20 protein-coding genes are annotated in these 22609 nt (G+C 63.3%); 12 read left to right on the top strand and 8 right to left on the bottom strand.

Annotated features, from left to right (window positions below):
* The gene (locus ACE03M_RS19325) at positions 1–1227 is read right to left on the bottom strand and encodes a CaiB/BaiF CoA transferase family protein (protein ID WP_222103595.1); all 1227 of its coding nucleotides are present in this window, start codon (positions 1225–1227) and stop codon (positions 1–3) included.
* 26 nt (positions 1228–1253) lie between these two features.
* Positions 1254–2966: an acyl-CoA dehydrogenase family protein gene (locus ACE03M_RS19330; RefSeq protein ID WP_485935641.1), complete on the bottom strand. Its 1713-nt coding sequence runs from the start codon at positions 2964–2966 to the stop codon at positions 1254–1256.
* 125 nt (positions 2967–3091) lie between these two features.
* Here ACE03M_RS19330 and ACE03M_RS19335 point away from each other — a divergent pair, with 125 nt between their 5' ends.
* A complete protein-coding gene (locus tag ACE03M_RS19335; protein WP_485935643.1) occupies positions 3092–3991 on the top strand; it encodes a LysR family transcriptional regulator in 900 nt (299 codons plus the stop codon).
* 75 nt (positions 3992–4066) lie between these two features.
* Here ACE03M_RS19335 and ACE03M_RS19340 read toward each other — a convergent pair whose 3' ends face one another.
* The 4 genes from ACE03M_RS19340 to ACE03M_RS19355 all read right to left on the bottom strand — a co-directional run bounded on the left by ACE03M_RS19340 (position 4067) and on the right by ACE03M_RS19355 (position 8880).
* The gene (locus ACE03M_RS19340) at positions 4067–5482 is read right to left on the bottom strand and encodes an aldehyde dehydrogenase family protein (protein WP_485935645.1); all 1416 of its coding nucleotides are present in this window, start codon (positions 5480–5482) and stop codon (positions 4067–4069) included.
* Between the two features lie 76 nt (positions 5483–5558).
* Positions 5559–7055 carry an APC family permease gene (locus tag ACE03M_RS19345; protein ID WP_485935647.1) on the bottom strand — a complete coding sequence of 499 codons (1497 nt, stop codon included), beginning with the start codon at positions 7053–7055 and terminating at the stop codon, positions 5559–5561.
* Positions 7056–7179: 124 nt separating this feature from the next.
* Positions 7180–8166, bottom strand: a complete 987-nt coding sequence (locus ACE03M_RS19350) for an AraC-like ligand-binding domain-containing protein (protein WP_186293034.1) — start codon at positions 8164–8166, stop codon at positions 7180–7182.
* 123 nt (positions 8167–8289) lie between these two features.
* Positions 8290–8880 carry a TetR/AcrR family transcriptional regulator gene (locus ACE03M_RS19355; RefSeq protein ID WP_485935649.1) on the bottom strand — a complete coding sequence of 197 codons (591 nt, stop codon included), beginning with the start codon at positions 8878–8880 and terminating at the stop codon, positions 8290–8292.
* A 92-nt stretch (positions 8881–8972) separates the two neighbouring features.
* Here ACE03M_RS19355 and ACE03M_RS19360 point away from each other — a divergent pair, with 92 nt between their 5' ends.
* Positions 8973–10934: a primary-amine oxidase gene (locus ACE03M_RS19360; protein WP_485935651.1), complete on the top strand. Its 1962-nt coding sequence runs from the start codon at positions 8973–8975 to the stop codon at positions 10932–10934.
* Between the two features lie 23 nt (positions 10935–10957).
* On the opposite strand, the gene ACE03M_RS19365 is transcribed toward ACE03M_RS19360, so the two are convergent.
* The gene (locus ACE03M_RS19365) at positions 10958–11362 is read right to left on the bottom strand and encodes a winged helix-turn-helix transcriptional regulator (RefSeq protein ID WP_485935653.1); all 405 of its coding nucleotides are present in this window, start codon (positions 11360–11362) and stop codon (positions 10958–10960) included.
* Between the two features lie 92 nt (positions 11363–11454).
* On the opposite strand from ACE03M_RS19365, the gene ACE03M_RS19370 reads away from it, so the two are divergent.
* The 4 genes from ACE03M_RS19370 to ACE03M_RS19385 all read left to right on the top strand — a co-directional run bounded on the left by ACE03M_RS19370 (position 11455) and on the right by ACE03M_RS19385 (position 16311).
* A complete protein-coding gene (locus ACE03M_RS19370) occupies positions 11455–12480 on the top strand; it encodes an NADP-dependent oxidoreductase (protein ID WP_485935655.1) in 1026 nt (341 codons plus the stop codon).
* Complete coding sequence (locus ACE03M_RS19375; RefSeq protein ID WP_485935657.1) at positions 12473–13345, top strand: alpha/beta fold hydrolase; 873 nt, start codon at positions 12473–12475, stop codon at positions 13343–13345. The genes ACE03M_RS19370 and ACE03M_RS19375 overlap by 8 nt, the downstream gene beginning before the upstream one ends.
* Positions 13345–14544: an MFS transporter gene (locus ACE03M_RS19380; protein ID WP_485935659.1), complete on the top strand. Its 1200-nt coding sequence runs from the start codon at positions 13345–13347 to the stop codon at positions 14542–14544. The genes ACE03M_RS19375 and ACE03M_RS19380 overlap by 1 nt, the downstream gene beginning before the upstream one ends.
* 126 nt (positions 14545–14670) lie before the next feature.
* On the top strand, positions 14671–16311 hold the full coding sequence (locus ACE03M_RS19385; RefSeq protein WP_485935661.1) for an amidohydrolase: 1641 nt from the start codon (positions 14671–14673) through the stop codon (positions 16309–16311).
* A gap of 3 nt (positions 16312–16314) precedes the next feature.
* Here ACE03M_RS19385 and ACE03M_RS19390 read toward each other — a convergent pair whose 3' ends face one another.
* Entirely contained in the window at positions 16315–16614 is a 300-nt protein-coding gene (locus tag ACE03M_RS19390) for a muconolactone Delta-isomerase family protein (protein WP_143922272.1), read from the bottom strand.
* 212 nt (positions 16615–16826) lie between these two features.
* Between ACE03M_RS19390 and ACE03M_RS19395 the strand changes: the two genes are divergently transcribed.
* The 6 genes from ACE03M_RS19395 to ACE03M_RS19420 all read left to right on the top strand — a co-directional run bounded on the left by ACE03M_RS19395 (position 16827) and on the right by ACE03M_RS19420 (position 22562).
* Positions 16827–18464 carry a GMC family oxidoreductase gene (locus ACE03M_RS19395; protein ID WP_485935663.1) on the top strand — a complete coding sequence of 546 codons (1638 nt, stop codon included), beginning with the start codon at positions 16827–16829 and terminating at the stop codon, positions 18462–18464.
* Between the two features lie 77 nt (positions 18465–18541).
* Positions 18542–19258 carry an IclR family transcriptional regulator gene (locus ACE03M_RS19400; protein WP_485935665.1) on the top strand — a complete coding sequence of 239 codons (717 nt, stop codon included), beginning with the start codon at positions 18542–18544 and terminating at the stop codon, positions 19256–19258.
* A 215-nt stretch (positions 19259–19473) separates the two neighbouring features.
* On the top strand, positions 19474–20706 hold the full coding sequence (locus ACE03M_RS19405; RefSeq protein ID WP_485935667.1) for a styrene monooxygenase/indole monooxygenase family protein: 1233 nt from the start codon (positions 19474–19476) through the stop codon (positions 20704–20706).
* Positions 20707–20747: 41 nt separating this feature from the next.
* Entirely contained in the window at positions 20748–21065 is a 318-nt protein-coding gene (locus tag ACE03M_RS19410) for an EthD family reductase (RefSeq protein ID WP_143922275.1), read from the top strand.
* A complete protein-coding gene (locus ACE03M_RS19415; RefSeq protein WP_485935670.1) occupies positions 21062–21568 on the top strand; it encodes a flavin reductase in 507 nt (168 codons plus the stop codon). Before ACE03M_RS19410 ends, ACE03M_RS19415 begins: the two co-directional genes overlap by 4 nt.
* A gap of 1 nt (position 21569) precedes the next feature.
* The gene (locus ACE03M_RS19420; protein ID WP_485935672.1) at positions 21570–22562 is read left to right on the top strand and encodes an AraC family transcriptional regulator; all 993 of its coding nucleotides are present in this window, start codon (positions 21570–21572) and stop codon (positions 22560–22562) included.
* The last annotated feature ends 47 nt before the right edge of the window (positions 22563–22609 follow it).

Here is a 22609-nt window from a genome sequence, read left to right on the forward strand (position 1 = left end):
TCAGTCTCCTGTGGTGGCTGGGTGTGGGTGGACGGCGCCGCCGAGGATCTCGTGAGTATCTGCGCCGAGCTCCGGTGGCGCGGAACGCACGGGTGGCCGGACTCCGTTGAAGTTGACGGGGAAGGCCACCTGTCGCATCGGTCCGGCGGTGGGGTGCTCGACGGTCTGGACCATTCCCAGGGCCTCGGTCTGCGGATCGGCATAGACCTCGTCGAGGTGTTTGATCGGCGCAGCAGGAATTCCGGAGGTCGAGAACAGTGCACACCAATGGTCGACGGTATTCGTGCGCAGGGTGCGGGAGAGTTCCTCGTTGAGGTATTCGCGGTTCTCGACTCGACCGCGGTTGGCCGACAAGCGTTCGTCACCGCCGAGATCCGGCCGGTCGATGGCGGTGCAGAGGCTCCGCCACAGGGAATCGTTGCCGATTGCGATGACGAAGTAGTCATCGGCGGCAGGATAAGCCTGGTAGGGCACGAGGTTGGGGTGACCGGAACCCAGAGCGTGCGGGCGTTGGCCGTCGGCGAAGTAGTTCGTCGCCCAGTTCACGTGCAGCGCCAGCTGCCCTTCGTAGAGCGAAGTCGTCAGGTATTGGCCCTTGCCTGTTCGGCTGCGTTCGAAGAGCGCGGAGACGATGCCGATGATGCCGAACAGTCCCGCACCCAGGTCGCCCATCGCGAACCCGGCCTTCATCGGCGGTCCCCCTGCTTCTCCTGTCAGGGACATGAGCCCGCCGCGGGCCTGAGCGACCATGTCGTAGCCGGGTTCATCGCGCATCGGGCCGTGGTCCCCGTAGGCGGAGATGTGGAGGATGACGAGGTGTGGGAACTCCGCCGAGAGCTCCTTGTAGTCGAAGATCGTCTGCAGGGAGCTGCCGGGCCTGAAATTCTCGACGAGGACATCGGCCTCGGCTAACAGATCGTGGACCTGTGCCTGTCCACGGTCGGATTTGAGGTCGATCGTCACGGACTTCTTGCTGTGGTTGGCGGCGTGGAAGTAGGTGGCATCGGCGCCGACCATCGGCGGGCCCCAGGCTCGGGTCGGGTCTCCCCCATCAGGGTGCTCAACCTTGATCACCTCGGCACCGAGGTCGGCCAGTGACATCGTGGCATAGGGTCCGGCGAGGATCTTCGAGAGATCGATGACGCGCACGCCGGCGAGTGGTCCTTCGAAACTCCCGCCTGCCGCAGTGCTCGCATCGGGAGTGGATTCTGTTTCTGTGGTTCTCACGACTTGCTCCGGTGTTGTGCGTGGTTTCAGGCCACGGGTGCGGGTGTTGGGGCGACGTCGACTCGCATAGCGTCGCGGGGCACGGTCTTGCCATCGACGATGTCCTCGAAGTGGGACAGGGTGTCGACCACGGTGTGCTCATCGCCTGTGATGTTGCTGCCGATGAAGGTCCTGGCGACGAGCAGCTTTCGGAAGTTGGCATCGCAGGTGACTTCGGCATCGGCCTGTTCGAGCAGCAGGGACGCCATGATCAGCTGTGCCAGATCGTCGGCAAAGCCGCCGATGAGAGCCTCGCCCGCATCGGCCTCGGCATTCAGAATCGCGTCACCGCGATCGGCGATCGCGCTCCAACTGTTCAGAATCTCACGGATCTCAGGGCCCGCCTCGGCGAGGTTGATGGTGTTCAGCTTCTGCGTCATCGTCTCAGCCAGGAGCCTGTGGGTGTTCTGTTTGCGCATGCACCGCAGGACGTCGAGGGCGATGACGTTGCTCGAGCCCTCCCAGATCGAGCCCAGGTGGGAGTCGCGGACGAGGCGGGCATCGGGGAATTCCTCGATGTAGCCGCGACCGCCGCGGACCTCCATCGCCTCACCGGTGACGAACCGGGCGCGTTTGCAGATGTAATGCTTGGCCAGCGGGGTGAGTGCGCGGATCTGCGCGGCCGCATCCGCATCCCCGCCGTCGGCTCGTTGCAGCATGTCACCGCAGTAGAAGACGAGACCCAGTGCGGCCTCGGCTTCGGCCTGCAGCGGCAGGAGCGTCATACGCATCAAGGGTGCCTCGACGAGCGCCTTGCTGAAGACTACGCGCTGGCGGGCGTGGGCGAGCGCTTCGTTGATCGACCGGCGCATGAGGGCGGTGGCGCGCATCGCGTTGGACAGTCGGGAGGTGTTGACCATCTCCGCCATCTGTCGAAATCCGCGTTCAAGTTCGCCGACCTGAATGGCATAGGCACCGTTGAGGGTGACCTCGCCGCTGGGCATGGACCTGGTGCCGAGCTTGTCCTTGAGCCTGTCGATGACATAGGAGTTCTTCGTCCCGTCCGGACGGTGCTTGGGCAGCATGAACAGTCCGACTCCACGTGTGGTGTCATCGCCGCCGGGGAATCTGGCGAGGGTGAGGATGATGTCGGCGTCCGGGTTCGAGGCGAACCACTTGCGGCCGGACAGGGCCCAGTTCTCGCCGTCAAGTTCGGCCACGGTCGAAGTCTGAGCGATGTCGGTGCCGGCATGGATCTCGGTCATGAACATCGCACCGGTGAACCGACGCTCGGGGTCGGTCGAGATGAGACGATCAATCGCCTCGGCGATCTGCTCGCCTTCCCCGAACTTCCGCAGGGTCCGCGCCGCGGCATCGGTCATCGACACCGGGCATGCGAGGCCGAACTCGGCTTGGACGAATACGTAGGAGAGGATGTATTTGACCAGGTGAGGTGGTACGTCTGCCCAGCCGTGGAGGCCTCTGTGTGAGAGTGCGGAAAGTCCGTACTCTTCGTAGGCGGCCTTCTGCAGCTCCAGGTAGCTGTGGTGGTAGTCGATCATGTCGACGCGATCGCCCTCGCGGTTGAACTGCGCCAGCGTCGGCGGGTTCTTGTCTGCGACGTCTGCCAGTGGGGCGAGACGCTGTGCAGCGTCGGCGCCAAGTGCAGTGAGTACCGGGGCCAGCAGCTCCTGATCGCTCGTGTCGAGGTAGGACTCGATCAGGGGCTGCAGAGCGGGATCGAGGTCGATGTAATTCATGGTTCCTTACTGTTCCACTTGTATTACACGGTGTCCAAGACGTAATTTCATGTGTATTAATTGGAGTTCTTTATTAATACTTAGCTGTCTGCGGAGACGGCCGAACAACAACGAAAGCGGGCACCATGGAGCTACGGCATTTCTCGGCTTTCCTCGCCGTGGCACAGGAGCTGCACTTCGGACGGGCGGCGGAGACACTGCACATCGCGCAGCCGGCCTTGAGCCAGATGATTCGCGCCCTCGAGAAGGACCTCGACGTGGCGCTGTTCGAACGGACAACGCGCCGGGTGCGACTGACTTCTTCAGGTGAGGCGCTGCTCGAGCCCGCTCGCGCGATCCAAGCCCAGGTCGAAGGTGCGCGACGTATCGCTCGCGCTGCCAAGGAAGGCGAGGTCGGCCGGGTGCGGATCGGGTTCGGCGGCACGAGCGGCTATTCGATCCTGTCCCTGCTCGCCCGGGAGGTCGCGCACCGACAACCCGGCATCAGCCTGGAGATGCACCCACAGACGTATTCCGGTGAGTCGGCCTTGGCCGTTCGCGACGGGACCATGGACATGGGGATCATCTCCCCGCCAGCACCAGCGGGCATCGCCGTGCACGTCATCCGGCAGGAGCGGGTCATGGTCGCAGTCCCCACCAGCCACGAACTCGCCGGGGCGGAGAGCGTATCAATGGCGGATCTGAAGGAGCAGCCATTCATCACCTACGCGCCCTCGCACGGTTCGCAGGTGCGGGAGGCGATGATGCGCCTGGCCGATCAGGCCGGCTATCTTCCGCACATCGCGCAGGAGGCGCCGGATCCGTACAGCCTGCTCGCACTTGTGGGAGCGCAGGTCGGGATCGCAATCGTCGTCGAGTCCTCGAATCACATCCGCATCGACGGGGTCACCTATGTTCGCCTCGCCGAGGGTGGGGATGCGTTCACCCTCGCGCTGGGATGGCGCCGCAACAATCCCTCGAAGGCCCTGGCTCGGGTAGTCGAGATCGTGCAGGAGATCATCCCCGCGGCGCGCACCTCCCGCTAAACCTCCCCGACGTCACTAAAACTCCCCGGCGCCACGCGTATTTAGTGACGTCGGGGAGGTTTAGTGGGGCGCGGACTACCAGCTGATCACGTGGGGAACGCTGACGTGCTTGAGGCCCTCGAGACCGAACTCGAGGCCGAAGCCGGACTTCTTCACACCGCCGAAGGGAATCCGCGGGTCCACGGCGCCGTGTTTGTTGATCCACGTCGATCCTGCCTCCAAGCGGGCTGCGACCTTCTTGCATTCCTCGAGGTCACTGCCCCAGACCGAGGAGCCGAGGCCGACCTCGAGCTCGTTGGCCCACCCGATGGCCTGTTCCAGGTCTGTGTACCTGATGATCGGCAGGACTGGTCCGAACTGTTCTTCGGCGACGAGCGGGTTGCTGTTGTCGATATCGGCAACGAGCGTGGTCGGATAGAAGTATCCGGGCTGATCGGCGGCGGGGTCACCTCCGGTGAGGACTCGAGCTCCACCGTCCTTCGCCGCCTGGACGAGCTTGGCGACGATATCGTACTGCTGCTTGTTCTGCAGCGGCCCGAGCACGTTCTCCTCCTTCAGGCCCACTCCCATCGGTGACTGCTTGGCCACCTCGACGAGGGCATCGCAGACCTGGTCGTAGAGGGATTCGGGCACGTAGAGGCGCTTCATCGCTGCACAGGTCTGACCGGTGTTGATGAATGCACCCCAGAACAGGTCGCCGGCGATGGCCGCGGGATCGGCGTTCTCAAGCACGATTCCCGCGTCGTTGCCGCCCAGTTCCAAGGTCAGCCGGGCCAGAGTATCGGCCGCCGAGGCCATGATCGCCTGGCCCGTCTTCGTCGAACCGGTGAACATGATCTTGTCGACATCGGTGTGGGAGGTCAATGCTGCACCGACCTCGCCACCGCCGGGAACCACGGTCAGCACATCGGCGGGAAGGACCTGATTGACCACCGCGACCAGTGCCTGCACTGACAGAGGCGTGTATTCGGAGGGCTTGAGCACTACGGTGTTGCCCATCTTCAGCGAGGGCGCGAACTGCCAGACCGAGATCATCATGGGCCAGTTCCAGGGCCCGACGGCACCGATGACGCCCACCGGTGCGTAGTGAAGTTCGGCGTGGGTCTCCTCATCGTCGACGAGAGTTTCGGCGTCGAGCTCGAAGGCAGCATTCGCCCGCAGCCACGCAGCGCAGGCACCCACTTCGAAGCGGGCATTGGGTCCGTTGAGCGGCTTGCCCTGCTCACGTGAGAGCAGTTCTGCCAGGGCTTCGGCGGAGGCTTCGATCGCGTCGGCGGCCTGATTCAACAGGCCGCTGCGTTCCTGCAAGGTCCGCGCTGCCCAATCGGACTGGACCCTGCGGGCGGCAGCCACAGCGGTGTCGATGTCGGCGGGGCTGCCCTCACGGGTGCGGCCGACAACCTCGCCTGTGGCGGGGTCGAGCAGCTCACGACCGCTCGGGTCCTCGATGGACGACAGCAGTCCTGCGTAAGTGGTGACGTCGGTGCTCATGATTCTCCCTTTCTGGAGGTTGACTTGGCTGATCTCGGTGGTTGTCGATGGTTCATGGGGCGGATCGGCAGGGTCTTCATCCCAGGCTTCCACCAGTGCCGATGCCTGCATAGAGCTGCGGGCGACTCGACCTCAGGACGAGGGCCCAGATGGTGCCGAAGATCCCGGGAACAAGCACGATGGCCGGCAGCAGCCAGGAGAGCACCGAGGCGCCCTCGAGACCGATGAGGACGTTGAAGTTGATGACGATGGCTACGAAGAGAACGATCAGTCCGATGGCGGAGAGCCCAGGTGCGATCACGCGCGTCCACAGTGAGTAGTCGCTCGAATGCGACCGTAGGAATCCGACGACGGCCAACGCCGTGAGCGCCATGAGGAGGACAAGGCCGAAGGCGCCCATATTCGTCAGCCAGGTGAAGAGGGTGACGACTGGAAAGAGCGGGTCGTCACTGCCGGAGCCGACGATGGCGAAGATGATGATGACGATGAGAGCGAGTCCCGACTGGGCCAGAGAGCCGGCGACTGGAGCGCCGGTACGCCGCGAAGTCGTGGCCAGGATCGTCGGCAGCACCCGATCGCGGCCCAAGGCGAAGAAGTAGCGCGAGACGATGTTGTGGAAGGCCACGAGCGCGGCCAGCAGCGAGGTGAGGAAGAGCAGGTTCGACAGGTCGACGAACCAGACCGGGGTATGTTCGCCGAGGTAGACGAACATCAGGTCGGGACCGAACTCCTGGGAGCGTCCGACGACGTTCGAGGCGCCTTCGCCCACGGTCATCGCCCAGGCTGAGAGGGCGTAGAAGACGGCGATGATGCTCACTGCGATGATCGTCGCTCGTCCGGCCGTGCGCTTAGGGTCCTTGACCTCTTCGTTGTAGATCGCGCCCGACTCGAAGCCCATGAACGCCGCGATCGAGAACGCCAGCGCGGCCCCGACTCCGGGAGCGAAGAGCTGGTCGGGCAGCAGCCCGTCGGCAGTGATGCCTTCGGGGCTGTGGGCGAATCCGATGACGTCGAAGACGATGACGATGAGGAATTCGGTGCCGACAATGATGCCGAGGACCTTCGCGGAGAAGTCGACGCGGCTGATGCCCATGAGACCGACGATCACCCAGGCGATGAGCGCGCAGATCCACCAGGCCGCCTGCAGACCGAACAGCGAATCGAGGAAGGAGGAGAAGACGAAGCCGAACATTCCGGCGATGCCGATCTGCATCGAGTTGTAGGCGACCAGCGCGGTGATGGCAGCGCCCATCCCGACGGGTTTGCCCAGACCTTTGGCGATGTAGGCGAAGAAGGCACCGGCATTGTGCACGTGCCGGCTCATTGCTGCGTAGCCGATGGCGAAGAGAATGAGAATGACGCCGAGGACGACGAAGGACAATGGGATGCCGAGCAGTCCGGTGACCGCAAAGTTGCTGGGGACGCCGCCGGCAACCACGGTCAGCGGCGCCGAGGCGGCAATGATCATGAAGACGAGAGCGAGAGTGCCGATGCGGCGGGAGTCGAGTCCCGAACTGATCGGTTGATGGGATGCGCTGTCAGGTTCGCTGCCAGTGCCGAGATTCACGCCCATGTGATCCCCCTTGCGATAGTGGCTGTATCGTCAGGTTCTCTCATCAGCCTTGCCAGTGTCTTGGCTCTGGAAGCAGGCCTCTTGACTTTCGGCGCAGAGAAAGCCGCGTCGCGGATTGCTCGAGTCAGCGCAATGCGCTGCGGCGGAACTGCGCCGGAGGCGATCCCACCAGGCTGCGGAAGAGTCGGGAGAAATGGGCAGGGTCGCTCAGGCCCCACCGAGCTCCGATCGCTGCCACGGGAACCTGCGACTTCTGCGGATCGGCGAGGTCTTGTCGGCAGGCCGCGATTCGGCGACGACGGATTTCCCCGGACACCGTCTCCCCGCTGCCCTCGAATACCTGATGCAGTGTGCGTACCGACATGAAATGAGCGGCGGCGATCGTTGAGGGTGTCAGCTGCGGGTCGGCGAGATTGGCGTCGATATAGGAGGTGACCTCCGTCCAGAGTCGCTGCCTCTCCCCCGGTGCATCTTCTGACTCTGCGAGCTCATCGGCCATGACGGTGGTGAGCAGGTCGACGACGTTTCCGGCCAACCTGATTCCGATGGACCGGTTGAGTGTGGGCAGCATGGCTCCCGCTTGCGTGATGATCTGCGTGGCAACGGCGCCGAGCTGATGATCGGCGCCGATCGAGGTGGCCGTGAGCTGACCTACGGTGTCGGTGGGCAGGTTCACCCGCGATTGCGGGAACATCATCACGTAGGACGAGAAGTCGCAGTCGAAGCTCAGGGTATAGGGACGCGAGGTGTCGTAGATCGCCAAGGAACCGGGTGCCAGAGACACTTCTCGACCATCTTGGATGAGCAGTCCATGCCCGTTGAGCTGGAGCGAGACCTTGTAATAGTTCGTCGACGAGCCCACCTTGAGCCCACCCGCGTCGCTGGGCCCGGTTGCGTTGCTGAGTGAATCCGCCCCGATGAGCTCAGGGGTTCGCAGCACAGCATGAGGGTTGGCGCTGATGTGGGACATGACGACGGAGTCATAATCGCGGGCGCTGATCGCTCCCCTGAATCCGCCGCGGCGCGCAGGCTCGGTGTCCAGTGGCACGAACGAGTCCGAGACGAGGGCTTGCCACCCGTCGAAATCAGAGGCTGTGCTCTCAAGTAACATCTTCGTCCTTCTCAGAAACATCCGACGACCGACTGCTGTGTCGACGGTCACTTGGCGCCACTCTATCCCCAACCACGCGGGGAGTCACGGCTTCCCAGGCATTTACCGACCGAATGGTCATGATTACGTGGAAAGTTGCGCAATCACATGGTCGAGCTGCCTGCGAAAGCCTGCGAAGTCGAACGATCCGCCTCCGATGATGGCTGCGGTCTGGGCACCGAGCAGATACGTGAGGAGAACATCGGCTGCAGTCTCAAGCTCGACCTCGGCGGCCAATTCTTCATCGTCGTCGGCCTGGCGAAGCCAGCCTCGGATCCAGGTCCGCCACTGAGCCATGGTCTCGCGGGTGGTCCGGGCATGATCGGGACTCTGGGCCACCTCGGCGAGGAATGAGAGAACGACGCGGGCCTCATCGTGAAGCTCGGGCGTGACCGGGAGGACTTCATTCGCGAAGGCCCGCAGGGCAGCGAGGCCACGCAGGTGGGAGGTGGAGAGCTCGACGCGGCGGTTCGTGGCTTCGTAGACGAAGAGGTAGGTAGCGGCCAGCAGGTCCGATTTGGAGGCGAAATAGGACTTGATCGCCCCATTGGCGAATCCGGACTCCGCGGCGATGTCACGCATCGTCGCTCCGGCCAGCCCCTGGTCGACGATGATGCGCAGGGTCGCTTCGACGAGCTCGCGCCGACGCTGATCGTGATCGACGATCTTAGGCATTCTTCCTCCGGTCCCGGCCTTGACTTTATTTTCTACAAGCGTAGGTTATTAAGTGAATCAGCACACATCAATGACGTTGCGAAGGTGCACACATGTCTTGCCATTCCACTCCCGCCGATCCCTCCACACCGACCGCGCTCACACCGTTTTCACTCCCGACCGAGGCAGAGATCGCGACCGTGACCTCGGTGCTGCGCGAAGCCGGGCACTTCCCTACCGAGGCGCGCCTGTCCTACGTCGGGCTGCTCGATCCTGTGCGCGGTCACGCGCGCACCGTTGCGGAGGCGGACCGCCGTTTCCGTGCCCTCGTCATCGACAAGTCCGCTGGCACATCCCGCGACATCATCGTGTCCGCAACACATGCCCGAATCGATTCCGTCGCCGAGGTGGATTCGACGGCCGAAGGTGAGTTCCCGGTCATGGAAGAGGAGTTCGAGATCGTCGAGAACGTCCTAGCCGCGGATCCGAAGTGGCAGCAGATCCTCGCCCGTCGTGGCCTGCCGATCGAACAGGTTCGGGTCGCACCGCTATCGGCCGGTGTCTTCGAATACCCTGAGGAGTCGGGGCGCAGGATCCTGCGAGGGCTCGCCTTCCTCCAACCGCACGAGACCGATTCGGCCTGGGCGCATCCGATCGACGGCCTCGTCGCGTACGTCGATGTGACCACCCGGACCGTCGATCAGATCCTCGACCTCGAGGATGTTCCGGTTCCCGCCGAGCACGGAAACTACACAGATCCGGAGCTCACCGGCCCGGTGCGCACCACGCAGAAGCCGATCGAGATCACTCAGCCGGAAGGGCCGAGCTTCACACTCTCAGAGGGCAACCACATCGAATGGGAGAAGTGGTCATTCGACGTCGGCTTCGACATGCGCGAAGGCCTCATCCTGCACAACATCGCCTTCAAAGACGGCGAGGCCAGCCGCACGATCCTCGACCGGGCCGCGATTGCAGAGATGGTCGTGCCCTATGGTGACCCGTCCCCGGTGCGGTCCTGGCAGAACTACTTCGACACGGGTGAATACCTCGTCGGGCAGTGGGCGAACTCGCTCGAGCTGGGCTGCGACTGCCTCGGCGACATCACGTACCTGTCCCCGTGGGTGGCGAACAACCTCGGCGAACCCCGGCAGATCAAGAACGGCATCTGCATGCACGAGGAGGACGCCTCGATCCTCGCCAAGCATTCGGATCTGTGGTCGGGAGTGGACTACACCCGGCGCAACCGGAGGTTCGTCGTCTCCTTCTTCACCACTGTCGGCAATTACGACTACGGCTTCTACTGGTACCTCTACCTCGACGGCACGATCGAGTTCGAGGCCAAGGCCACCGGGGTGGTCTTCACCTCGGCGCTGCCGAACGGATCAAGCGACTTCGCCTCAGAGATCGCACCCGGCCTGGGTGCACCGTTCCATCAGCATCTGTTCGGGGCGCGTCTCGACTTCGCCCTCGACGGCGGCAGATGCCGGGTCGAGGAGGAGGACGTCGTGCGCCTGCCGGTCTCGGAATCCAATCCGCGCGGCAATGCCTTCAGCCGCAAACGCACCGTACTGGGTACGGAACTGGCCGCCCAGCGCGACGCAGATCAGTCGAAGGCTCGGACCTGGGTGGTGACGAACCCGGACTCGGCCAACCGCCTCGGCGAACCCGTGGGTTACAAGCTCCACCCCACGGGACTGCCGACCTTGCTTGCGGCAGAGGACTCATCGATCCACAAGCGGGCGACGTTCGCATCAAAGGCCCTATGGGTCTCGCAGTACCACGAGGACGAGCGCTATCCGACCGGCGACTTCCCGAACCAGCATCCCGGTCACGCAGGGCTGCCCGCATGGACCGCCGCCGATCGCAGCGTCGACGGTGAGGACATCGTGGTGTGGCACAGCTTCGGCCTCACGCACTTCCCCCGGGTCGAGGACTGGCCGATCATGCCCGTGGACACCGTCGGGTTCAAGCTGCGCCCTGAGGGATTCTTCGACCGCTCCCCCGTCCTCGACGTCCCCGCTCCGGAGCCCGGTAGACACTGCGGAGGATCCGACGGAGGCTGCTGCGAGAGCTGAAGCTCTCACTCACGACTGCGGCTTCAGAGGTGCGCAGCGCGCAGAGAGCGCAAACGGTCCTCAAGACTGCCGGGGCCCTCGGCGGCGAACGCGGGAGCATTCCCGGCGGTGCTCGGGTCGATGGCTGCACCGAGACGGCCGAGCTCGACGAGGAGTGGAATGACCTCGAGTCCGCGCTCGGTCAGCGAGTACCGACCCTGCTTGCCGCGACCGACCTCCGACTTGCGGAGGAATCCGGCCGCAGTCAGGTCGGCCAGCCGGCGAGACAGCACCGGCGCGCTGATCCCTTCATCGCTGCCTGCGACCAGTTCCCGAAACGAACGACGATCGCGCATCGCGATATCGCGCAGAATCAACAGACTCCACTGGTCGCCGAGCATCTCCAAAGCGCGGTTGATCGGACAATTCGATCGTGGGGTGGTGATCATGGGAACTCCGAAGTGATTGCAAAGTGTTACCGGATAGCTCTAGAGTACTACTGGTAACAGAATGCAACCACCTATGCTGCCAGGAGCTCACTATGAAAGCCTTCGTCCTCGAGAAGTACGGCTCCGCACTTCGGCCGACCGAGATGCCCGTTCCGACCCCCGCACCCCATGAAGTACTGGTGCGTATGGTCGCCGCGGGCCTCAACCATGCCGATGAGAGGCTCCGGGCGGGCGAGTTCAAACTCCTCTTCCCCATCGACCTTCCGAAGGTCGCGGGCGGTGAGTTCGCCGGGGTCGTCGTCGAGACCGGCTCCGCTGTCACCGATATCACCGTGGGCGAGAACGTGTATGGATACGTCGGTCTCTTCGCCGCCGGGACTCTCTCGGAGTTCGTCTCCGTCGATGCTCACGATGTGGCACGCGCGCCTCAATCGCTGAGTCTGTCGGAGGCTGCCGGCCTTCCTGTCGCGGCACTCACCGCATGGCAGGCCCTGGTGGACATGGGGCACACGGCAGAGGGCGATACCGTTCTCGTGCACGGCGGCACCGGAGGTGTCGGCTCTGTTGCGATCCAGCTCGCCAAGCACCTGGGGGCTACCGTCGCCACCACTGTCTCGACGAAGAACATCGATGCCGCTCGAGAACTCGGCGCAGACATCGTCATCGACTACACACGCGACGACCTTGTCCAGCGACTCGGCGGCACGTCACTCGACCTCGTCCTCGATACTCAAGGTGGGACCACGCTCCTGAATTCGCTTGAGGTGCTTCGACCCGGCGGCACAGCCATCGGAGTCACAGGACCACCCGAGCCGGTGTTCGCGCACCGCATCGGCGTCAACCGGGTGGTTCGGCTGGCCATCCGGGCCATGAGTGCACGTGTGCGCCGAAAAGCGCGCCGCCTCGGCGTCACATACAGATTTCTGTTCATCACTCCCGACAGAGCCGCCCTGCAGGAAGTGGCGAAACTCGCCGACGATGGGGTTCTGCGCCCGATCATCGATCGTGTACGCGCCTTCGACCAGGCTCAGACGGCACTCGACGATGTCCTCGCCGGTGGAACACGCGGCAAGGTCCTCGTCACGACCGACCCGAACTCGGTGACCACTCATGGATGAGAAATTCGCTCAGCAGAGTCCGACCGTTTGGGCCTCGACACCAACTCGCCGCATCGTCGTCGGTCAGCAGATGTTCGTCTACCGCGACCTCGGTCCTGACCGGGGTGTTCCGCTGGTCCTCCTCACTCACCTCGGCGCCACACTCGATGAGTGGGATCCGAGGTTCGTCGATGCGGTTGCCCGCGACAGGAGGGTCGTTGCCGTCGATCTGCCCGGTGTGGGCGGCTCCACAGGCCGGGTTCCGGACACCATCACAGCAATGTCGGAAGCTGTCGAAGCTTTCGTCAGCTCCCTTGGACTGCCCCGCTTCGATCTGCTCGGCTTCTCACTCGGTGGTTTCATCGCCCAACAGGTGGCGCTGGAGGCCCCGAACCTCGTGCGACGCCTCATCCTGGCCGGCACCGGCCCTTCCGGCGGTGCCGGAATCGACCACCCGGCAGGTGGGACCTACATCTACTGGGATATGCTCCGAGCCCTTCTGGCCCGGACTGACGCGAAGGAATTCCTCTTCTTCGCTCGCACCCGGACAGGAAAGGCTGCGGCACGAGACTACCTCGCCCGACTGCGCGAGAGGATCATGGACCGCGATGACCCCATCGCTGTGTCGTCCTTCCGCCGTCAAATCTCAGTCATCCGAGCCTGGGGCCGGGCCGCTCCTCACGACCTGTCACGCATCAGCGCCCCGACGCTCATCGCCAATGGCGACCACGACCGAATGGTGCCCACCGCGCTGTCGCACGATCTGCATGCTCGCATCCCCGGCAGCACACTCATCATCTACCCCGGCTCCGGGCACGGCGGCGTGTTCCAGTACGTTGACGATTTCGCCGCCGCGGTCCGCTCCCACCTCGACGCCGACGACTGATGCCGGCAGCGAGCAGGCTAGGCAGGGCGGGAGCCTTCTGGACCTCGGCGTCGGTGCTCGCTCTGGTGCTGTGGTCGAGCGGAGCTCCGAGCGTTCTCTACCCGTTGTACGCTCAGAAGTGGGAGCTGAGCCCAGCCCTGATCACATTGGTGTTCGCCGCCTATCAGCTGGCGCTGATCGTCACCTTCCCTCTTTTCGGCAATCTGTCGGATCAGTTCGGGCGACGACTGGTGATGGTGTGGGGCGTGGCCATGATCGCGGCGTCGGCCGTCGCCTTCGCCATCGCCCCGAACGTCGCGTTCCTGTTTGTCGGACGCGTGCTCCAGGGCGCAGGTTCCGGACTGGCGATGGGAGCCGCAACGGCGTCCCTGGTAGAGAACAACACGACCGGCAACGCCCGATTCGCCAGCTCTCTGGCAACCGTGTCGACCGCCGCCGGGCTCACCCTGGCACTCGTGCTCAGCGGAGTATTCGCTCGATACTTCCCCATGCCCCTGTTCTGGAGCTACATCCTCCTGATGGGCCTGGCCGTGGCCGCCATCATCGCGCTGACTCTGACCCCGGACGACCGCCCCTCGGAATCACGCCGGTGGCGGCCTCAGACATTGCGTCTCGCCCGCGGACAGCGTGGCAGCTTCTCGATCGCAACGCTGTCGGTCTCTCTGGCATATTGCGTGGGAGCGATCTTCCTCTCACTCGGCGCGCACATGATCGGCCAATTCACCCACACCACCAATGCGGCAACGGTGGGAGCACTGCTCGGAAGCTCCTCGGCAGCCATCGGCGTCACCGGTCTGCTGCTCGCACGTATCCGTCCACGCACCTCGGTGCTGATGGGCGCACTGCTGACGCTCGTCAGCCTGAGCCTCATGGCCGCGGCGGCGGGCATCGGTTCAATCGAACTGTTCCTGGCCTGGTGCTTCGTCGGCGGAGTCGCCTACGCCTTTGCGTTCACCGGCGGGCTCGGGGTGATCAACCAAGCAGTTCCTGCCCACCACCGCGGCGGGACTCTGTCTCTGCTCTACTTGGCAGCCTATGCGCTCCAAGCTGCTACAGCCATCGGCATGGGTGCCCTTGCCACAGCTGGCACATTGGGTTCAGCAGTCAGCGTCGCCAGTGCGATGATCGCCGGTCTGTGCCTCGTCCTGCTGGTGCTGCTCATCGTCAATGCACGGACGCGACCCTCCGAATCACGCTGATCGAAAGTTTCGCCGAGGTGGGGTGAACTTGATTTTCCACGCAGTTCGGCCCCCTCGGCTTGCCAGTTCGCGCACAGTTGCGACCAGGCTGTGTCGCGACCCGAGTCGTGTCACTAGCCTGTCGACATGACCACACTCATCGTCACCAACGGCCCCATCTACACCAGCGACCCCGAACGCCCATGGGCCGAAGCCTTCTCTGTCGAAGACGGCAGGATCGGCACGGTCGGAACCCTCGACGAGGTTCGTTCATCGGTGACCGCCGACGCCGGGGTCGTCGATCTCGCAGGTCGGTTCGCCATGCCCGGTCTGGTCGACGTCCACGCTCACCTCGGCCTCGGCGGGCGCCAGCTCGCATTCGAACTCCAGGTGCTGCCCAGCGACGATGTCGCCGCGATTGCGGCAAAAGTCAGACAGTGGCGAGCGGAGCTTGAGCCCGGCCAATGGGTGGTCGGCGGAATCGTCGGCTCAACTGTCATGGACGATCTCACCCACCAGGATCTGCTGACCCTCGATGACGCGGCAGAAGGGCATCCCGTACTGCTGCGCGATGACACGATGCACAACCGATGGGTGAACTCGGCCGCGTTCGAGATCCTCGGCATCACCGAGGGGTCACCGAATCCAGAGGGCGGAACGTATGTCCGGGACAGCGACGGTCTGCTCAATGGCGTCCTCACCGAGCTGGCCTGCAGCGCAGCCGAGGCCGCGGTGCTGGAGTCGATCGGCGACGTCGCGAACTTCCATGCACGGGCTATCGGCACTGCGGTGCAGACTCTCAATTCGTTCGGAGTCACTGCTGTACAGGAATCTGCAACGATGGACTACGCACTGACAACGCTGCGCGTCCTCGACGAAGCCGGAGAACTGACCGCCCATGTGGTGGCCTCGATGCCTGCACAGCCTTTTCTGGAAGAGGGCATCACCGGCGAAGAACTCTATCGAGTCGGAGACGCGAACCACACGGCTCATCTGCATCCGACCTTCGCCAAATACGTGCTCGACGGCGTTCCGATGACTCGCACCGCGGCACTGCTCACTCCGTACCAGTGCCACCACCCCGGAGATGATCCGACCTTCACCGGAGAACCGCTGTGGGGCCGCGAAGAGCTCGTCGCTTCGCTGCTCTCCCTGGCCGACCGTGGCCTCAGCGCGAAGCTGCATGCCACCGGCGATGGTGCCGTCCGGATGATCCTCGACGCCGTGGAGACCGTGAGACGTGAACGGGGCTGGCAGACGAAGTTCCACATTGCACACGTGGAGTATGTCCACGACGATGATCTGGCTCGTTTTGCCGAGCTGCAGGTTGTCCCCGACGCGTCTCCGTACCTGTGGTTTCCCTCGGTGATGCAAGAATCGATGGCCAAGCAGGTGTCGGCAGAGACCTTCGAACGTTCCTGGCCGCTGCGTCGGCTCATCGACTCCGGCGCACAGGTCTCCTGTGGTTCAGACTGGCCCTGCGCTGCTCCGACTCCGGATCCGTGGACCGGGCTGGCAACCCTGATCACCCGAGCCAACCCGGACCCTGCGGTGACAGGAGAACTCAACCCCGGCGAGGCGCTCTCCGTCGAACAGGCGATCTCAGCATTCACCCGCAACCCGGCTCACGCAATGGGCTTGGGTGAGGTCACCGGAATGCTGCGCCCCGGAATGTCCGCCGACTTCATCGTCCTGGACCGGAACCTGTTCTCCGCCGACCCTGCCCATCTGCATGAGACCACGGTCCTCACAACCTATTTCGAGGGTCGCCTGGTTCACCAAACGTGAGCCTCAGAGTTCGCGGAAGAAATCATCCGTGGTTGCGTTGGGGTGCTTCGCCAAGGGCGTGACCTTGACGTTCATATAGGCGAACATCGGGAAGCCCTGAAACGTCGCGTGCAGGAAGTCGAGGTCATCGACCTCGTACATCGAGTAGTTCGAGTATTCCCCAACCACGCGCCAGATGCCCTTCATGATTCCGCGTTCCTGAAGATCGGCAGAATAGGCCTTCTCCCTGACCTGGAAATCGGCTTTGGTCTCGTCGGTCATCGATTCGGGGAATACGACGTCCATGCGTGCCAAGAAAAGCATGTGTTCCTCCTGCCCTGCGGGTCAGAGCTGCGCTGAGTGAGTGGATGTTCCGAACGCCACTATAGGTGCTCACGGCAGAAGGCGGTGAGGGCGTCCGCGCTTCGCGGTCCGAATTGACCCTCCGCGCACACGCAGTGTCCCGGCTTGCCTGTGCGCGCAGAGTTCCGCTCCGCCCCCTGTTGCGGCGTGAGGCAGGTCTCTATTCTGACATCATGAATACCACCGCAGCAGACAACGCAGTCAGCCCTACAGGTTCGATCACCGAGCACAGCGAGACCTTCCCGACCGACCTGCCCGACGAACGCTTCGACTATGTCGTAGTCGGTGCCGGATCTGCCGGGTGCGTGATCACCCGCAGACTCATCGATGCGGGCAAGAAGGTCTGCCTCATCGAGGCCGGCGGAGATGAGACGAACCCGAACATCGATCACCTCAACACCCTCGGTCTGATCTGGCATTCGAAACAGGACTGGGACTACTACACGACCCCACAGCCGGCGGCCATGAATCGCAAGATCCACCTGCCCCGCGGAAAGGTCCTCGGCGGATCGAACGCACTCAATGCGGTGATCTGGGTTCGCGGCGATGCCTGGGACTACGAGCAGTGGGTGGAATCGGGCTGCCCTGGCTGGTCCTGGGACGAAGTCCTGCCCGTGTTCAAGGCCATCGAGAACTATGACGGCGAACTCACGGACAATCGGGGCACGGACGGGCCTATGGACGTGCGCATCGGCTACGAGCGCAATCCCATCCAGGAGGACATGGTCACCGCCGGTGAGCAGACCGGTCTGAGCTACAACCCGGACTACAACTCCGGCAGCGTCGAGGGCATCTCCCGGATCCAGCTCAATGTCCGCGACGGCAAGCGATTGAACACCTGGCGCGCCTACCTCAAGCCCTGCCTCGGCGATGGGAATCTCACGATCCTGACGTCGACGCACGCACGTCGGCTCCTCGCCGACGACAAGCAGATCACGGGAGTCGAGGTGGACTTCCGCGGCCGTGTCGGCACGATCACCGCCGAAGAGGTCATCCTCACGTCCGGTGCGCTGGCCTCACCGGAGCTGCTCCTGCGTTCGGGAATCGGCCCTGCCGAAGAGCTGCGCGAGGTCGAAGTCGATCCGATCCACGACCTGCCAGGGGTGGGCAAGAACCTCCAGGATCATTGGCTCTCCCCGGTCATCTTCACCACCGGATCCGAGCCCGTGCCGATGGGTGAGGTCGCCCCCGCCGAGGTGCATCTGTTCTGGAAATCGAAGCCTGACCTTCCGGTGCCCGACACCCAACCCCTGTTCTTCTCGGTACCGATGTATGCCCAGGATTCCGCGCCGAATGTGCAGTCGGGTCCGGACAACGCGTTCACCCTCCAAGGTGGGATCGTTCGTCCCGAGTCCCGTGGCGAGGTCACGCTCAGCGGACCGAATCCGCAGGACCCGACGCTGGTCAACCCGAATGTGCTGGCCGAGCAGGCCGATGTCGACGCCCTCGTGGCTTCGGTGAAGCAGTGCCGGGAGATCGGACGCGCCGAGGCGCTGGCAGCGTGGGAGCCGACCGAGATCTTCCCCGGCCCCGAGGTCGCCGATGAGGATCTCGAAGACTATGTCCGAGGATCTGTGGTGACCTACCACCACCAGGTCGGGACCTGCCGAATGGGCCAGGACGAAACCGCCGTCGTCGATCCGCAGTCGTTCAAGGTCCACGGGCTGGCCGGCCTGCGGATCGCCGACGCTTCGATCATGCCGCAGGTGCCCACCGGCAACACGAATGCGCCCACGATCATGATCGCCGAACGTGCTGCCGCCGCACTGATCGGCTCCACGGTCGAGGGAATCACTGCGCCAGGACAGTAGCGGATAGGCACGTACGCCCTCCTCGCGGTTCGGCTCGGATAGGATGAACGTCCGAGGCCGTCGAGGAGGGCAGACGCGTGAGCAGCAACGAAACCAACCCCGTGCCCAAGCCCGGCCGCGGAGTCCGCTCCCAGACGCTGGAGCGAGCCCTCGATGCTCTCCAGCTCCTTGCTGATGGACGACAGCGCACCAGCAGGGAACTCGCAGCGGAACTCGACCTGCACAGGTCCATCGTCTATCGAATTCTGCGCACTCTGGAGGACTATTCCCTCGTCACGCGCAACGAAGACGGACGGTTCCGGGTCGGACTGGGCATGACTGCCCTGGCAAAATCTGGAATCGGCGACGTCGAAATCGAAATCGCGGCGGTCCTGCAGGAACTGTCGAATGTCACCTCGGCGACGGCGATCTTCTGCGCGCGACAGCGCAATGATGCCGTCGTCCTGTCATCGACCCGACCGGGGCAGAGCCCGGCCTCTGTCGCTGTGCGAACGGGCAGTCGCTTCCCAGTGGACAACAGCGCGCCCGGCCTGGCGATCCTGTCCCTGCAGGAGCACAGTGAGCACGATGTCGATGAGGTGGCACTGGCCAGACAGACGGGCTACGTTCACACCAAGGGACAGCCGTTCATCGGACTCGAAGCCGTCGCCGCTCCTGTGAGAATGCCCGACGGGCAGGAAGCCAGTCTTTCCCTCCTGTTCCCTGTGGGCGACAAAGATGTGCAGCTCATGGTCAACGAACTGCGGATATACAGCGAACGCCTGATCTCTCCCGCGAACGACTGGCAGCTCTGACTGCTCGCATCCTTGGCCGATGGCCGCGTCGACGGCCTGAACCTCCACTATCCGTTTTGCGAAAAATCCCAGCTTTATCCCCGGCACCATTGTGTGCGGTACGCCACTTTCGGTAGATTCGTTGCTCACATAGAGAGCAGAAGTTACTAATGTGCTCGATATGCGAACACACATGAATCTACTGTCGGACATCGACGTCCATCCGAGAGGAACGAATGATGAAGAGCATCGGGATCATCGGCGCAGGAGTCGCCGGACTCCACCTGGGTCTGCAACTGCGTCAGCATGGAATCGCCACTACCATCTACACCAACCGCACACCCGAAGAGGTTGCCGATGGCAGGGTGATGAACAGTGTCGCCCATATGCACGTGACTCTCGAGCTGGAAGAGGACCTCGGGATCAACCATTGGACCGAGGACCAGTACTACTACACCCACCACTACCACTACAACGGCTGGGGCGAGGAGCGGACTTTCCAGGGTCAGTTCGCGTCACCTTCACGGACGCTGGACTATCGAATCTATCTGCCCCAGCTGATGAAGGACTTCACCGACCGCGGCGGCGTCATCGAATATCGTGATCTTGCAGTCGCCGACATCCAGGACCTCAGCGAAGTCCACGATCTCGTCGTGGTCTCGACCGGCAAAGGGGAAATCGGCGCAATGTTCCCCAAACGCGCGGACAAGTCACCTTACGATCGCCCTCAGCGCAAACTTGCTGTGGGGTTCTGGAAGGGCGTCGAACGCTGCGATCCGAACGGCGTCGGAGTCAGCGTCGTTCCCGGCGTCGGAGAACTCCTTGCCATTCCGATGTGGTCGTTCTCCGGCGATGTCATGGCCCTCTTGTTCGAAAGCGTGCCCGGCGGCGTACAGGAACCGCTCACCGATCAGCGCTATGCGGATGATCCTGAGGGCTACCGCCAGCTCACGCTCGACATGCTCAAGGAGCATCACCCCACCGTCTACGACCGAGTCAACCACGACGAATTCCGCCTCCAGTCCGACTCAGACAAAGACATCCTCCAGGGTGCCTTCACTCCAGTGATGCGCGAAGACTACGCCCGCCTCCCCAACGGCAAATTCCTCCTGGCATTGGGTGACGTGCACCTGACCATGGACCCTGTACAAGCACAGGGCGCGAACTCAACCGCCTATTCGGCTCGAGTCGTCGGCGATGCGATCATCGAAGACGATGTCTTCGACGAACGTTTCATGAAGAAGGTGGCAGCCCGTCGCAATGAACGCCTCGAGGCCGCCAACGACTGGCTCAATACAATCATCCACACTCCCACCCTTCCGCAGATCCCGAAGCTCTTCAGCGCCATGGTCGACAACCAGGAGCTGACGGATGAGTTCACCGAGAACTTCAACCACCCCATCCATCAGATTGACCTGCTGGCCAGCGAAGAGCGTGTGGACGCGGCCATTGAGCGCACATCTGCCTGAGCCCCGCACTCACCGAATCGAACTCAAGACTGGAGCCGACCATGCACAAACTGCTCGTTCTCTACCCCGAGCCCACCGACCGCGCCACGTTCATCGACTACTACACCACGACCCACCTGCCGCTCGCCAAGCGCCTGCCCGGAATGCTGAGCTGGACGTACTCGGTCGATATCACCACGGATAAGGACGGCAACTCGCCTTACTTCGCGATCTTCGAAGCAGCATTCCCCGACCAGGACACATTCGCAAGCGCAATGGCTTCACAGGTGGGCCAGGATGTCGCCGCAGATGTGGGCAACTACGCCACCGGCGGGGCCACCATCGTCGATTTCGCAGTATCAGGAGGAGAAGAATCATGAACGAACTCAATGACGTTCAACAGCAATTCCGTCAGGCGATGGCCCACCTGGCCGCGGCCGTGAATATCGTGACCACCGAAGGAGACCACGGAAAACTCGGCATCACGGTCAGCGCGGTATGCTCGGTCACAGACTCTCCGCCCACGGTGCTCGTGTGTGTCAACCAGCGCAGTGCTGCCCATGACGTCTTCACGAACAACGGGGTGGTGGCGATCAACGTCCTGGCCGCAGAGCAGTGCGAACTGGCTCGTCACTTCTCCGGGGCGACCAAGGTTCCGATGGAGGACCGGTTCGCGTGGGACATCTGGGATGACGACACCACCGCACCGACTCTCAAAGACGCTCGGGTCGCCCTCGTCGGCCACATCCAAAGCACAATGACACAGGGAACCCACTCCGTGGTCTTCGTCGAAATCGACTCGATTCGAGTCAGGGATGAAGCAGAGGGGCTGGTCTACTACGGTCGCGGCTTCCACCGGATCAGCGAGCTGACAGCGATCTGAGATGAACGACAGCTCAGCCGACCGCAGCCCGGAACTCGATCTGTCGCCGAGGCGGCTGCGCGGGCAGTCACCTGAAGAGGCACTGGAGGTCGGCACCGAGCTCTACTACCCGCACCAGCTGCGCATTCGGGGAATCGGCTCTCGATTCGAGATGCGGGCAACGGCGACCAAGGTGGGCCCATTGTCGATCGGGACGCTGAAGTACACGGCTCCAGTCACGGTCAAGACCGGCCCCTACGAAGACGCCTACCAGGTGAATATCGCGCTGAACGGTTCGTTCCGGACGTCCGCAGGGTCAGACGTCGTCGTGGCAGACCGCTCACGGTGCGCCGTCTACAGGCCCGATGTCGATACGGCATTCAGCGGTTGGGACTCTCCCTGCACAATGTTCACCGTCAAGATCGAACGATCCGAGTTCGAACGCATCGCCGCACAGTATCTGGGTGCGGAGGTGCCCTCCCCGATCGACTTCGAACTTCCGATGACGGTTGCCAGCGGCGACGGCTCCGCATGGATGCGTTCGGTGCGACTTCTGGCCAACCTGCACCAACAGGGCGATGCCGGTCCGCTGCTCATCGATCGAATGGTCGAGGAGGTGGTGGCCGGCCTGCTCTGGGCAGCCGAACACTCATTTCATCGACATCTGGACAGACCATCTTCGGTGTCTGCTGCCGCCCTGCGCCGCAGCAGAGATCTCATCCACGCGATCCCCGAAGAATCCCTCACCCTCGATGTCGTTGCTCGATACGCCGGGGTCAGCGGACGATCGCTGCAGATGGCGTTTCGACGAGAACTCGGTTCCACACCCATGCAGTACCTCAAGTCAGTGCGCCTGGACAAAGCTGCCGAAGCTCTGCGGGAGTCGAACCCACGCGATCATTCCGTCTCCGAAGTGGCCCGGCGCTTCGGCTTCTCCCATCTCGGCCGCTTCGCCTCCGACTATGCCAATCGGCATGGCGAGAAGCCCTCCGAGACGTGCAGACGCAGCTCATAGCTCTGCCCCGGCAAAGGTCGCTCGTCGGGGCCGTCGCAAGGCGACGT

The sequence above is a fragment of the Brevibacterium sp. AGC70 genome (genome assembly GCF_057334195.1).